Annotated in this window: 12 protein-coding genes; 6 read left to right on the plus strand and 6 right to left on the minus strand. The window is 46.4% G+C overall.

The window, feature by feature from the left end; genetic code table 11:
- The first annotated feature begins 19 nt into the window (after positions 1 to 19).
- Positions 20 to 592 carry a phasin family protein gene (locus tag C2758_RS03620; protein WP_215329633.1) on the plus strand — a complete coding sequence of 191 codons (573 nt, stop codon included), beginning with the start codon at positions 20 to 22 and terminating at the stop codon, positions 590 to 592.
- A 96-nt stretch (positions 593 to 688) separates the two neighbouring features.
- The gene (locus C2758_RS03625) at positions 689 to 994 is read left to right on the plus strand and encodes a YciI family protein (RefSeq protein ID WP_215329634.1); all 306 of its coding nucleotides are present in this window, start codon (positions 689 to 691) and stop codon (positions 992 to 994) included.
- Between the two features lie 58 nt (positions 995 to 1,052).
- On the opposite strand, the gene C2758_RS03630 is transcribed toward C2758_RS03625, so the two are convergent.
- Positions 1,053 to 1,646 (minus strand): DUF1080 domain-containing protein, encoded by a 594-nt coding sequence (locus C2758_RS03630; protein ID WP_215329635.1) that lies wholly within the window; start codon positions 1,644 to 1,646, stop codon positions 1,053 to 1,055.
- Positions 1,647 to 1,776: 130 nt separating this feature from the next.
- Here C2758_RS03630 and C2758_RS03635 point away from each other — a divergent pair, with 130 nt between their 5' ends.
- From C2758_RS03635 to nadB, 4 genes are all read left to right on the plus strand, one after another.
- Positions 1,777 to 2,001, plus strand: coding sequence for a hypothetical protein (locus C2758_RS03635; RefSeq protein WP_215329636.1), 225 nt, complete (start codon positions 1,777 to 1,779; stop codon positions 1,999 to 2,001).
- Between the two features lie 199 nt (positions 2,002 to 2,200).
- The gene (locus C2758_RS03640) at positions 2,201 to 4,003 is read left to right on the plus strand and encodes an NADH-ubiquinone oxidoreductase-F iron-sulfur binding region domain-containing protein (RefSeq protein ID WP_215329637.1); all 1,803 of its coding nucleotides are present in this window, start codon (positions 2,201 to 2,203) and stop codon (positions 4,001 to 4,003) included.
- Positions 4,004 to 4,040: 37 nt separating this feature from the next.
- The gene (gene fdhF, locus C2758_RS03645) at positions 4,041 to 6,935 is read left to right on the plus strand and encodes a formate dehydrogenase subunit alpha (RefSeq protein ID WP_215329638.1); all 2,895 of its coding nucleotides are present in this window, start codon (positions 4,041 to 4,043) and stop codon (positions 6,933 to 6,935) included.
- 95 nt (positions 6,936 to 7,030) lie between these two features.
- A complete protein-coding gene (gene nadB / locus C2758_RS03650) occupies positions 7,031 to 8,692 on the plus strand; it encodes an L-aspartate oxidase (RefSeq protein WP_215329639.1) in 1,662 nt (553 codons plus the stop codon).
- A gap of 5 nt (positions 8,693 to 8,697) precedes the next feature.
- Here nadB and C2758_RS03655 read toward each other — a convergent pair whose 3' ends face one another.
- The 5 genes from C2758_RS03655 to C2758_RS03675 form a co-directional block, all read right to left on the minus strand.
- Positions 8,698 to 8,970 carry a BrnA antitoxin family protein gene (locus C2758_RS03655; RefSeq protein WP_215329640.1) on the minus strand — a complete coding sequence of 91 codons (273 nt, stop codon included), beginning with the start codon at positions 8,968 to 8,970 and terminating at the stop codon, positions 8,698 to 8,700.
- Positions 8,930 to 9,142 carry a BrnT family toxin gene (locus C2758_RS03660; RefSeq protein WP_251369282.1) on the minus strand — a complete coding sequence of 71 codons (213 nt, stop codon included), beginning with the start codon at positions 9,140 to 9,142 and terminating at the stop codon, positions 8,930 to 8,932. The genes C2758_RS03655 and C2758_RS03660 overlap by 41 nt, the downstream gene beginning before the upstream one ends.
- Before the next feature lie 234 nt (positions 9,143 to 9,376).
- Positions 9,377 to 10,231, minus strand: a complete 855-nt coding sequence (gene nadC, locus C2758_RS03665; protein ID WP_215329642.1) for a carboxylating nicotinate-nucleotide diphosphorylase — start codon at positions 10,229 to 10,231, stop codon at positions 9,377 to 9,379.
- A gap of 45 nt (positions 10,232 to 10,276) precedes the next feature.
- On the minus strand, positions 10,277 to 11,404 hold the full coding sequence (nadA, locus tag C2758_RS03670) for a quinolinate synthase NadA (RefSeq protein WP_215329643.1): 1,128 nt from the start codon (positions 11,402 to 11,404) through the stop codon (positions 10,277 to 10,279).
- Positions 11,405 to 11,454: 50 nt separating this feature from the next.
- Positions 11,455 to 12,840, minus strand: coding sequence for a phosphomannomutase/phosphoglucomutase (locus C2758_RS03675; RefSeq protein ID WP_215329644.1), 1,386 nt, complete (start codon positions 12,838 to 12,840; stop codon positions 11,455 to 11,457).
- Positions 12,841 to 12,853 lie beyond the last annotated feature (13 nt).

Here is a 12,853-nt window from a genome sequence, read left to right on the forward strand (position 1 = left end):
AAAAGTTAGGAAAACCACCATGTTCCAGAATCAATTAAACGACCAAATGACACAAGCTCAAACTAAAGCTGTTGAAAACGCTAAGTTCTTGGCTCAAGTAGCTGTTGAAAGCGCAAAAGAATTAGCTGAAATCAACCAAGCTGCTGCTAAAGATGCTTTAGTTGCTGCTCAAGATGCAAGCGCTCAATTGTTGGCAATTAAAGATGCGCAACAGTTGGCAAAATTGGCTCAGCCAGAAACAGCACAAGAAGCCGCTAAGTACGCTGCTGCTTACCAGGCTAAAGTAAATAAAGTTGTGCGTAACAGCAACAAAGAAGTTGCTCAAGTTGTTGAGGCATCTATTGATGACGCACGTGCTGATATGGTTAAGTTTGTTAAAGAAGCTACTAAGACAGCTCCTGCTGGTTCTGAGGCATTTGTATCTACATTCAAAACTGTATTCGAAACTTCACTGCAACAGTTTGACCAAGTTCGCGCTTCAGCAGCTGATGCTTTCGCAAACTTTGAGAAAAGTGTTGACACTGCAATGGCTAACTTTCAAGGTCAATACGCAGTAGCTAAGCCAGCTGTTAAAAGCCGTAAAGTTGCTTAATACGTTTTAATGGCTTAGACGAGAAACCGCCTTCGGGCGGTTTTTCTTTTTCCGATTGCCGTAAGATGGATGCTTTAGAGCTAATAAGGAGAAAACATGATCTTTGCAATCCTTTTAATGGATCGTCCTGGTACTGCAGAATTGCGTATTCAAGTGCGACCTGAGCATCGCGCTTACCTTGGTAAGTTCGCAGATAAGATGGCCTTTGCTGGCCCACTGACATCTGAAGATGGCAAGACAACAGTGGGTAGCTTGTTGGCGATGGATTTTCCTAGCAAGGCTGACGTTGAGGCTTGGCTAGCAGATGAGCCATTCACCAAAGCAGGAGTCTATGAAAAGCCAGTCATTCATGTGTTTAACAATAGCTGGCAACAAAAGGTTGGGTTTCCACCTGCTGCTTAGGTAAAAAAATAGCCACCTCATTGAGGTGGCTGCTTTAGTGGATCTATCGAGTGATGGGCTAGATTGCCTTAATTTGTAGTTTCCTAAATTTGATGATGCCACCGGCGGACTGAAGGGCAATGGGTCCTTCAGAAAACTTGCTATCTCTAGCATCTGTGACGGTAAGCACCCCATTCATCATGACTTTGAGTTGAGGCCCATTGGCTGTGATTTCCATAGTATTCCAGCGCCCACCAGCTTTATGAATTGGGTTGACCTTGGCAATATCCACAATGGCTCCAGTTGAGTACTCCTGACCTGGACGGGTATCCCAGATATTAATTTCGTAAGCATTACCAGCGGTGACTTTATTGGGATCCTGGCAGCGGATAAAAATTCCACTATTGGTGTTGGATTCAGCCCAAAATTCAGCGCGAATAATGAAGTTCCGATAGCTTTTATTACTCACTAAAAATCCGGATGGCTTATTGCCCTCGACTATTCCTTTGCCAATGACCCAATTTGCGCTGCCAATAATGTTCCAACCGTCTAGGCTGACGCCATCGATGAGGTCGGTGTAGCCATCTTGTGCTTGAGCAGGGGTGTTGATAGAAAACAGGGCAATAGTCAGCGAAAAGGCGATTGCTAGAACTTGTTTTAAGCTTGTGTGCATCATGATCTCCGAACATATTTATCTTTATAGCTACAAAGTTACCCCCATACATTGTTGCTGACTTATCTCTAATTCCACAAGTACTCACTTTCCCTTAACTTGGAACCCGGAATCCAGTAGACTTAGGGGTATGAGTTCAACTACATTGCGCCCCTTAGCCATCCTGGTTTCTATTGCCGCCATCGCCTTAACCGGGTGTGGCTCCATTGAGTCAGCAGCCCAAGATGACTGCACTTCTATCGGCTGGCAAATCGGCAGCAAAGGCTATAACGATTGCTTTAAGGCGCGTGTTTACGAGCGCAAGCTGGATTACTCTCTGCCACCGGGCAGTAAGCCCTCCCCATCAGTCATTTAATAGGGTTTACCCTAGTTAAATTCACTTGAGCGCCGTCAAGGACTTGAGTCTGAAAATGACCCAAAATCGTCGGTATTCTTGAAATCTTCCTATATAGAGCAAGCTCAGCTGTTTCTTGCCATTTCGGACCTTCTCAAGCGTAGCTTCAGACATTAAAAAATAGCTCCATTATTGCGACTAGAAATTAGAGATTAAAACTATGAATCACCCAAAACCCTCGGATGAAGTCAAGGCTATTGCTGTTGCAACTGCAGATGATTTAAGGGAAACCATTCGTCGCAAGAGCAAACTCAAGGGTCGTCAAGCAGACGATGTGTCCTTGGCAGAGGTCCGCCAGTTAATTGGTGCTGCAGTTGATCGTCGCGATTTGCTAATTGAAAATTTACATAAGCTCAATGACGAATACCGTGCTTTGCATGATCGTCATTTAGTTGCCCTCGCAAAAGAAATGAATTTGCCGATGGCTGAGGTTTACGAAGTCGCTACTTTCTATCACCACTTTGAAGTGGTACGTGGCAATGATCCGTTAGCAGACATTACCCTGCGTGTCTGTGATGGCATCGCCTGCGAGCTAGCTGGTGCGCAAAATCTATTAGCCAAGTTACCGGCAATTTTGGGTAATCCAAAAATTAAGGTAGAGGCTGCTCCCTGTGTAGGCCGTTGTGAGCAGGCTCCAGTAGCGGTCGTACATCAGTACCCGGTATTGTTTGCAACTACCGATAAAATTGCCGCCGCCGTTAAAAATAATCTGACAACCCATCCAATGGCTAAGGACAGCGCGAGTTTTGACCCCGCAGCTTTTGTAGAGAAGGGCATATCTCCGCAAGGTGACAATCAAGCGGTTTCTCCAGACTATGTAGGTTATGAGTCTTATCGCGCACAGGGTGGCTACGCCTTAGCAAAAGAAATTTTTGAAGGTAAAAAAGACGGCGAGAGCATTGTCAAGATCATGGAAAGCTCGGGACTTCGTGGTCTCGGTGGTGCAGGTTTCCCAGCAGGACGTAAGTGGCGCATCGTGAGAGATCAAGTCGCTCCGAAGTTGATGGCAGTAAACATTGACGAAGGTGAGCCGGGCACATTTAAGGATCGTACATATTTAGAGCGCGATCCACATCGCTTCTTAGAGGGCATGTTAATTGCCGCTAATGTAGTGGGTATCGATGCTTGCTATATTTATTTGCGCGATGAGTACCATGGTTGCCGTGAATTGCTCGAAGTGGAGTTGGCTAAGCTGATTGCCAATCCGCCATTTAAATTGCCACTGATTGAGTTACGACGTGGTGCGGGCGCTTATATCTGCGGTGAAGAATCTGCCATGATTGAAAGTATTGAAGGCAAGCGTGGTGAGCCCCGTATGCGTCCTCCGTATATTGCTCAAGTTGGCTTGTTTGGCCGTCCAACACTGGAGCACAACTTTGAAACTCTCTACTGGGTACGTGACATTGTTCAGCGTGGTCCTGAGTGGTTCAGTTCTTTTGGTCGTCATGATCGCAAAGGCTTACGCAGCTTCAGCGTGAGCGGCCGAGTTAAAAACCCGGGTGTAAAACTGGCTCCAGCCGGGATTACGATTCAGGAGTTGATTGATGAGTACTGTGGCGGCATGCAAGATGGCCATCAGTTCTACGGCTATCTACCTGGTGGCGCTTCAGGAGGCATCTTGCCGGCAACCATGAATGACATTCCACTGGACTTCGATACCTTGCAGCCTTATGGCTGTTTCATTGGCTCTGCTGCAGTCATGGTGTTTGGTGATAAAGACAAAGCGCGTGATATGGCGCTCAATGTCATGCACTTCTTTGAGCATGAGAGCTGCGGTCAATGTACGCCATGTCGCGTAGGTACCAGCAAGGCTGCGAAGTTAATGCAGTCCTCATCTTGGGATCAAGATACTCTAGAAGACTTAGCAACTGTGATGGTTGACGCTTCTATTTGCGGTCTAGGTCAAGCTGCACCAAACCCCATTCGCTGTATTGCAAAATATTTCCCAGAAGAAGTTGCTTAACCGGCACACAAAAAACTAAGGGAAAAACGAGACAAATATGAACGCACCAGTAAATCCTAAAGAGCTTGAATTGCAAACCGTTGAGTTCAAGCTAGACGGTCAAACCATCGTTTCTTATGAAGGCGAGACTATTCTCAAGGCCGCTAAGCGTCACGGGATCGATATTCCCCATCTGTGCTTCAAAGATGGTTATCGCGCTGATGGTAATTGCCGCGCGTGTGTAGTGGAGATCAATGGTGAACGTACATTGGCGCCAAGTTGCTGCAGAAGTGCTACGCCTGGTATGGAAGTGAAGGCTAATAGCGAGCGTGCATTGAAGAGTCAAAAACTCGTCCTAGAAATGTTGTTATCTGATATGCCTGACGAAGGATTTAAGTGGGTAGGAGACAGTAAGGAAGAAGAGCAAAAAAATCAACATGGTGAATTGAGCACCTGGGCTGCGCGCTTAGATGTCACAGTTCGACCTGAGCTCAAAGCATTGCGTCGTGAAAAAGTGAGTCATGACATATCCCATCCAGCGATGGCGGTGAACTTGGATGCCTGTATTCAATGTAATCGCTGCGTACGCGCTTGTCGTGAGGAGCAGGTTAATGATGTCATTGGTTACGCTATGCGCGGTTCGCATAGCGAGATCGTGTTTGATCTGAATGACCCAATGGGCGATAGTACTTGCGTTGCTTGTGGCGAGTGTGTGCAGGCTTGCCCAACAGGCGCATTGATGCCCAAGGGGTTGATCGGCTCACAAACCGTAGATCGCAAAGTGGATTCAGTATGTCCTTTCTGCGGCGTTGGTTGTCAAATTACTTATAACGTTAAAGACGAGAAGATTGTGAGTGTTGAGGGTCGTGATGGCCCAGCCAACCACAACCGCCTTTGCGTTAAAGGTCGCTTTGGTATGGACTATATTCATAATCCACAGCGCTTAACTAAGCCGCTGATTCGTAAGGCCGGTGTTGCTAAAGATGAGGCCTTGCTTGAAGGTAAGCAAGATTGGTCTGACATCTTCCGCGAAGCGACATGGGAAGAGGCTCTAGAAGTTGCTGGTGGTGGTCTCAAGAAACTAAAGGATCAATACGGCAATAAAGTATTAGCTGGATTTGGTTCTGCAAAAGGCAGCAATGAAGAGGCTTACTTATTCCAAAAACTGGTACGCACTGGTTTTGGTAGTAATAACGTTGACCATTGCACACGCCTATGCCATGCCTCTTCTGTAGCTGCATTGCTAGAGGGAGTCGGTTCGGGTGCTGTTAGTAATCAAGTAAACGATGTTGAACACTCAAGCCTTATTTTCTTGATCGGATCCAATCCAACAGCAAACCATCCTGTTGCTGCTACCTGGTTTAAGAACGCCGCCAAACGTGGCGCCAAAATTGTATTGTGCGATCCACGTGCGACAGAAATCAGTAAACATGCCTGGCGTACCATGCAGTTCAAGCCAGATACCGATGTGGCGATGCTCAACGCCATGATTTTCACGATCATTGAAGAAGGTCTGGTTGATAAAGACTTTATTGAGAACCGCTCTAATAACTTTGAAGCACTCAAAGAAAATATCAAGGGCTATAGCCCTGAAGCTATGGCGCCAATCTGCGGTATTCCAGCAGAGACTTTGCGTGAAGTCGCTAGAGAATTTGCGACAACTAAATCCGCAATGATTTTGTGGGGTATGGGTATCAGTCAGCACGTTCACGGTACTGACAACGCTCGCTGCTTAATTGCTTTGGTCAGCATTACTGGTCAAATTGGTAAGCCTGGTTCTGGCTTGCATCCACTACGCGGACAAAATAACGTGCAGGGCGCAAGTGATGCAGGATTAATTCCGATGATGTTCCCGAACTACCAGCGTGTAGATAATCCAGAAGCGCATGCCTGGTTTGAGAAATTCTGGGATACCCCATTAGACAAGAAGCCTGGTTACACCGTAGTAGAGATCATGCATAAGATTACTGCACCGGACAGTGATCCCGATAAGATTCGTGGCATGTATGTCGAAGGTGAGAATCCTGCGATGAGTGATCCCGATTTGAATCATGCTCGTCATGCTTTAGCATCCTTAGATCTCTTGGTTGTACAAGATATCTTCATGACTGAGACCGCACTCCTGGCAGATGTTGTATTGCCAGCAAGCGCATGGCCTGAGAAGGTTGGTACTGCTAGTAATACCGATCGTATGGTCCAGATGGGTAAGAAAGCGATTAATCCTCCGGGAGATGCCAAGCCTGATCTGTGGATTATTCAGCAAATTGCTAAACGCATGGGCCTGAACTGGAATTACCAGGGTGCTGATGACGGCGTTGCGCAGGTATATGACGAGATGCGTCAAGCAATGCATGCAGCCATCAATGGCATTACGTGGGAGCGTCTAGAAAAAGAGTCTAGCGTGACTTACCCCTGTTTATCTGCTGAAGATCCAGGTCGCCCCATTGTGTTTGATGACAAGTTTGATACCAAAGATGGCAGAGTGAAGTTAGTGCCAGCCGATATCATTCCCGCAAATGAGCGCCCAGATGCGGAGTATCCATTTGTCTTGATTACAGGGCGTCAGTTAGAGCATTGGCATACCGGCAGTATGACGCGTCGTGCAACCGTCTTGGATGCGATTGAGCCAATGGCTACAGTGTCGATGCATGGTGAAGATATGACCCAGTTAGGTGTTTCTGCTGGAGATGTGATCACTGTTCAGTCCCGTCGTGGCGAAGTGGCTATCCACGTGCGTCGAGATGATGGCACTCCGCGTGGCGTGATCTTTATTCCGTTTGCATACTATGAGGCTGCAGCCAACCTGATTACCAACTCTGCCCTAGATCCATTTGGAAAGATTCCAGAGTTTAAGTACTGTGCAGTCAAGCTCGCTAAAGGTGGTCAGGCTGCTTCAGTGATGGGCTATGGAACGAATGATCCTAGTAGGCAGCAGTCTGAGCTCACTTCCTAAGCTATTTAGTGAAACCTAACAAAGCCCCCTTACTAGGGGCTTTGTTGCTTTAAATCTCTTAATATATATTTTTCGTTTGCCCTTTAGAATCAATCATGGCTAGTTCAAAACCCCAAACCCCACCATCCGATACCAAAGCAGAACTACCTGTTCTGATTATTGGAGCGGGATTAGCAGGCCTGACCGTAGCTCTGCATATGGCAGAGACCCAACCGGTCATTGTGATGGCCAAGCGCGGTCTGGGTGAGGCGGCAACTGCTTGGGCGCAGGGCGGTATTGTTGGGGTGGTCGATAAAGTGCATGACAGTGTTGATTCTCATGTGGCTGATACCTTAGATGCTGGCGCAGGACTCGTGGTGGAGTCTACTGCTCGATATATTGCTGAAGAAAGTGCTGAAGCCATTCGTTGGCTAGTTGAGCAGGGCGTTCCATTTACCGCCGATGAGACTGGTCCTATGGGTTTACATCTCACGCGTGAGGGCGGCCATAGTCAACGCCGCATTGCGCACGTTGCGGATGCTACTGGTAAGGCAATTCATGAGGTGTTGTTAGATAAGGCACGAGCCCATAAAAATATTCAACTGCTAGAGCACTGGATTGCTTTAGATCTGATTACCAATCGGCACTTGGATGCAAAGACGCAACGTACTAAGCCGAATCGTTGCTATGGTGTGTATGCCCTTGATATTAAAAATAATCGTGTAGAAACAATTGAGGCCAAGTCGGTGGTATTAGCTACCGGCGGTGTTGGCAAGGTATATAAGTACACCAGCAATCCGGACACTGCGACAGGTGATGGTATTGCTATGGCTTGGCGTGCAGGCTGCCGTGTAGGTAATATGGAATTTATTCAGTTTCATCCAACGTGCTTGTATCACCCTAGCGATAGAACCTTTTTAATTACTGAGGCGATGCGCGGTGAGGGTGGCTTACTCAAGCTGCCAAACGGTACTCGCTTTATGCCTGAGCATGATGAGCGCAATGAGTTAGCGCCGCGCGATATTGTGGCTAGAGCAATTGACTTTGAGATGAAAAAGCATGGCCTCGATTACGTGCATCTTGATGCCACTCACTTAGGCGAAGCTTTTATTAAAGAGCATTTCCCGATGATCTATGCGCGCTGTATGAGCTTAGGGCTAGACATTACTAAAGAGCCGATACCTGTTGTACCGGCAGCGCATTACACCTGTGGTGGCGTAGTGACTGACCTCAAGGGGCGTACTGATTTGCCTGGTCTGTATGCGGTAGGTGAAGCTACTTATACCGGCTTGCATGGCGCTAATCGCTTGGCAAGTAATTCATTATTGGAGTGCATTGTTATTGGTAAATCAGCTGCTGCAGATATCTCTGCAATGAAAACACCAGCAATGCCAAAACTGCCGCTGTGGGATGAGAGTCAGGTAGAAGATGCAGATGAACAAGTGGTGATTGCCCATAACTGGGATGAGCTACGTTCATTAATGTGGAATTACGTCGGTATCGTGAGAACCAATCGAAGGCTAGAGCGAGCATTACATCGTATCAAACTCCTCAGATACGAAGTGCAAGAGTATTACGCTAACTTTAAAGTAACACGTGACTTAATTGAGCTTCGTAATCTGTTGGAGTGTGCGGAACTCATTGTGAGATCAGCTTTAATGCGTAGAGAGAGTAGGGGGCTGCATTACAGCCGTGATTACCCAGGAACTTGGGCAGTTTCTTATCCAACTATTTTGACGCCTCAGGCAGATGGTACCTCAGAAAATCCTGAGACCTAAACTCATTAAAGGTCGCCTTTTAAAACGGCCTCTTTAATGTAATTGTTGAGTCGAGTTTGCCAGCCTTTACCACTTGCCCGCAGTTTTTCCAGTACATCTAAGTCCATTCTGAGACTCAGCATCTCTTTAGTATTTTTAATGGGTGGTCTACCAACGCCTCTTTTGATAAGGGTGTCACCAACATAGACGTGGGCATCTCGAAACCACTGCTCATCTGCCTCTGGTGCATCATCTGGATCAACCCAATCTTCCTTCATATTTTTTAATTTCACGTTCATTTGCTCTCCTCATACTGATGATTCTTTTGATGTTGCCCCTATAAGTCCAAACAATAAAGACTGGTTGCTTGTCTAAATAGCCAAAAGTTCTAATCCTTATCTCACCATAATCTTGTCTGACATCAATTTGATCCAAGTGAGATTTGTCGAATATTTCGTTCGCCCTAGCCATATCAAGACCGCGTGTAAATAAGGTTATCTGTCGCTTTGCATCGTCAAATTCAATCACTAAGCCACCCTATTAATGTATATACAAAAATAATTAATGTCAATACATAAATTAAGGCCCTAAAAACTGAAATGCCCGTAAATGTATCTGCTTAGCCTAGAAAAGAAAAACCCCGCCGAATATCGGAGGGGTTTTGTAATGGTGTCAGCTGTAGGCTGACATTGCTTAGTAGATTACTTACAAGATTCTCATAGAAAAATCCACCGCCTTGATATCTTTAGTCAGTTTTCCGAGAGAGATGCGATCAACGCCAGTGGCTGCAATTGCCCTCATCTGATCCAAGTCGATTCCACCAGAAGCCTCTAGTAAGGCGCGACCTTTAGTAAAGGTGACAGCTTCTTTCATTTGCTCGGTAGTAAAGTTATCGATCAAGATATTTTTGGCGCCAGCATCTAAAGCTTCTTTCAGTTCGGCGAAGTTTTCTACTTCCACCTGTATATCTACCCCAGCATTTAAAGCCTGTGCAGCTTTTACTGCGGCAGCAATGCTACCTGCGGCAGCAATATGATTTTCTTTAATTAAGATGCCATGCCAAAGTGCTAGACGTTGATTTTGACCACCACCGACGCGCACTGCGTATTTCTGCGCTTGACGTAATCCCGGAACGGTCTTACGAGTATCGAGTACTGCACAACCCTTTGGGTTTGGACTGACTCCTGCAATCGCATCAACATGCTGACGCGCACTGCTGGCAGTCCAAGATAGTGTTTGTAAAAAATTAATACAGGGACGCTCAGCCGAGAGTAGGGCGCGAGAATTTGCATCAATATCACAAACTTTGGTATCAGGCTTCATCAAGTCACCCTCTTGGTAATGCCAAGTGACTTTTGCTGTTGGATCTAATATTTTGAGGGTGCCTTCAAACCAATCTATCCCACAGAGCACAGCCTCTTGGCGCACGATCAGTTGCGCATGTACAGGCTTGCTGGGAACCAGTTGCGCAGTCCAATCGCACCTACCAATATCTTCCATCAGCGCATCCGCAATATTGCGTTGGCGGGCTTGTTCTACAGTTTCGTTGTAATCAAACATGCATATTCAATCAAAATTACTATCAAGAAAAATATCAAAACTAGATTAGGCGGCACCAATATGCTTCACAAAGCCATGTTGAGCCTTAGCCAGAAGATCGGGATGATTTTTTGTGAAATCTAACATTCGTTCGATACAACCCAATGCTTTGACACGAATATCTTCTTTGATAAAAATTTCACCAGAGGCGTTCTCAAGACAATTGAGAATGCCTTGCAAACCATTCATCGCCATCCAGGGACAGTGGGCGCAGCTCTTGCAGGTGGCGCTATCACCAGCAGTGGGAGCCTCAATCAAGACTTTATTAGGAGCCAATTGGCGCATGCGATGCAAGATGCCATTATCGGTAGCCACAATGTATTCAGAAGTAGAGCCTTCAACTACGGCTTTAATCATGGCAGATGTGGAGCCAACGACATCTGCTAAATCTACAACCGCTTGTGGAGACTCGGGGTGAACTAGAACCATGGCATTGGGATGTGCTGCCATTAGCATTTCTAATTCAACCGCTTTAAATTCATCATGAACAATGCATGCGCCATTCCATAGCAACATATCAGCGCCAGTCTGCTCCTGAATATAGCGACCTAGATGACGATCAGGTGCCCATAAGATTTTTTTACCTTCAAGCTTGAGTTGATGAACGATAGCTAAAGCACAAGAGCTTGTTACCATCCAATCAGCCTGGGCTTTAACAGCTGCACTCGTATTGGCATAGACAACTACAGTGCGATCCGGATGCAGTGCTCTAAAGGCGGCAAAGTCAGCAGCATCACAACCTAAGTCTAAAGAGCAGCTTGCCTCCAAGTCTGGCATGAAGACGCGCTTTTCTGGACTTAGAATCTTGGCAGATTCACCCATAAAACGCACGCCAGCAACAATCAAGTTTTTAGCAGAGTGGTTTTTGCCAAAGCGTGCCATTTCTAAAGAATCAGCAACAAAGCCACCAGTTTCTGTTGCAAGATCTTGAATATCACCATCGACGTAATAATGAGCAACTAAAGCAGCATCTTTCTCAATCAGCAATTTCTTAATGCGGGCAATGACAGCAGCTTTCTCGGTGCCATGGAGTTGTGGGGGTATTTTGGCCCAAGCTTGGGCAGTGCAGGTAGCTCCGGCAGCATTCTGCTGGGGGTAATCAAAAGCTATAGAAGTGCTAACAGTGGAAGTCATAGGTAATTTTATCTCTATTATGCGAGCTTGCGACAGCTGACCTCAATTACTTAAAACGGTAGCTTTGCTTCTGGCTTTGCGGCTAACAATACCGCCTTAAACTCGGCCTGTATACGCTGGATAGCCTCTTCACTATCTGCCTCAAAGCGCATCACCACAACTGGTGTTGTGTTGGAAGGTCGGGCCAGACCAAAGCCATCCGCGTATTCGACTCGCACACCATCGATCGTATTGATTGACTCTGATGTTGGGAACTTCGCATTGGCTTTAATTGTTTCTAGTAGGGAAAAAGGTTCACCTTCGGCGCAAGCGAGTTGCAATTCTGGGGTGCAGATTGCATTTGGTAAGCCGTTGAGGGTGTCGCTTGGATTTTTCTCTTTGCTAAGAATTTCTAGCAAGCGTGCGCCGGTGTAAAGACCATCATCAAAGCCAAACCAACGATCCTTAAAGAAGATGTGACCACTCATCTCACCAGCCAGCGGGGCGCCAGTTTCTTTGAGCTTAGCTTTGACTAAAGAGTGGCCTGTTTTCCACATGATGGGTTCGCCACCATGTTCCTTCACGAAGGTGGCTAGGTTGCGAGTGCACTTCACGTCGTAAATAATTTGACCACCTGGATTGCGGGAGAGTACATCTTTTGCAAAGAGCATCATTTGGCGGTCTGGGAAAATGACTTGGCCGTCTTTAGTGACTACGCCTAAACGATCAGCATCACCATCAAAAGCAAGGCCTAATTCATTATCGGTAGTTTGCAGGTTCTTGATGAGGTCTTGCAGGTTTTCAATATGGGCTGGATCCGGATGGTGATTGGGAAAATGACCATCGACTTCGCAGAATAATTCTTGAACTTCGCATCCTAAAGCTCTGAACAGCTTGCCAGCAAAAGCGCCACCAACACCATTGCCACAATCCACTGCAATCTTCATGGGGCGAGCCAGCTTCACATCGCCAACAATATAGTTGAGGTACATCGGGAAAATATCAAAGGTGCTCCGTGTACCTTGGCCGATAGCAAATTTCTTAGCTTCAATGCGTTTACGCAAATCCTGAATCTTTTCACCATAAATCGCAGCTGTACCCAAGACCATTTTGAAGCCGTTGTAGTTCGGTGGATTATGGCTACCTGTAATCATGATGCCGGACTTGGGTGTCTTACCGTTGATGGTGTGATTGGCAGCAAAGTAGACCATTGGAGTAGCCACCATACCTAAATCGATCACATTGATGCCGGTAGAGAGTAGGCCTTCTGTTAAAGCTTCAATTAAGCTAGGACCAGAAAGACGACCATCACGACCAATAACGATATCGGTTTCACCAAGCTCACGCATTTCAGTGCCAAAAGCTTGGCCAATCAGTTTAGCGATAGAGGGATCTAAGGTCTCATCAATAATGCCGCGGATGTCATACGCTTTAAAAATTGAAGGGGATAGTTTCACTTTGATTCCTGGT

The sequence above is a fragment of the Polynucleobacter sp. AP-Sving-400A-A2 genome (genome assembly GCF_018688155.1).
Taxonomy (GTDB): Bacteria; Pseudomonadota; Gammaproteobacteria; order Burkholderiales; family Burkholderiaceae; genus Polynucleobacter.

Excerpts from the sequence above, each read along its gene's own strand:
- C2758_RS03620 (WP_215329633.1), top strand. The coding sequence starts at position 20 with ATGTTCCAGAATCAATTAAACGACCAAATGACACAAGCTCAAACTAAA.
- C2758_RS03625 (WP_215329634.1), top strand. The coding sequence starts at position 689 with ATGATCTTTGCAATCCTTTTAATGGATCGTCCTGGTACTGCAGAATTG.
- C2758_RS03630 (WP_215329635.1), bottom strand. The coding sequence starts at position 1,646 with ATGCACACAAGCTTAAAACAAGTTCTAGCAATCGCCTTTTCGCTGACT.
- C2758_RS03635 (WP_215329636.1), top strand. The coding sequence starts at position 1,777 with ATGAGTTCAACTACATTGCGCCCCTTAGCCATCCTGGTTTCTATTGCC.
- C2758_RS03640 (WP_215329637.1), top strand. The coding sequence starts at position 2,201 with ATGAATCACCCAAAACCCTCGGATGAAGTCAAGGCTATTGCTGTTGCA.
- fdhF (WP_215329638.1), top strand. The coding sequence starts at position 4,041 with ATGAACGCACCAGTAAATCCTAAAGAGCTTGAATTGCAAACCGTTGAG.
- nadB (WP_215329639.1), top strand. The coding sequence starts at position 7,031 with ATGGCTAGTTCAAAACCCCAAACCCCACCATCCGATACCAAAGCAGAA.
- C2758_RS03655 (WP_215329640.1), bottom strand. The coding sequence starts at position 8,970 with ATGAACGTGAAATTAAAAAATATGAAGGAAGATTGGGTTGATCCAGAT.
- C2758_RS03660 (WP_251369282.1), bottom strand. The coding sequence starts at position 9,142 with ATGGCTAGGGCGAACGAAATATTCGACAAATCTCACTTGGATCAAATT.
- nadC (WP_215329642.1), bottom strand. The coding sequence starts at position 10,231 with ATGTTTGATTACAACGAAACTGTAGAACAAGCCCGCCAACGCAATATT.
- nadA (WP_215329643.1), bottom strand. The coding sequence starts at position 11,404 with ATGACTTCCACTGTTAGCACTTCTATAGCTTTTGATTACCCCCAGCAG.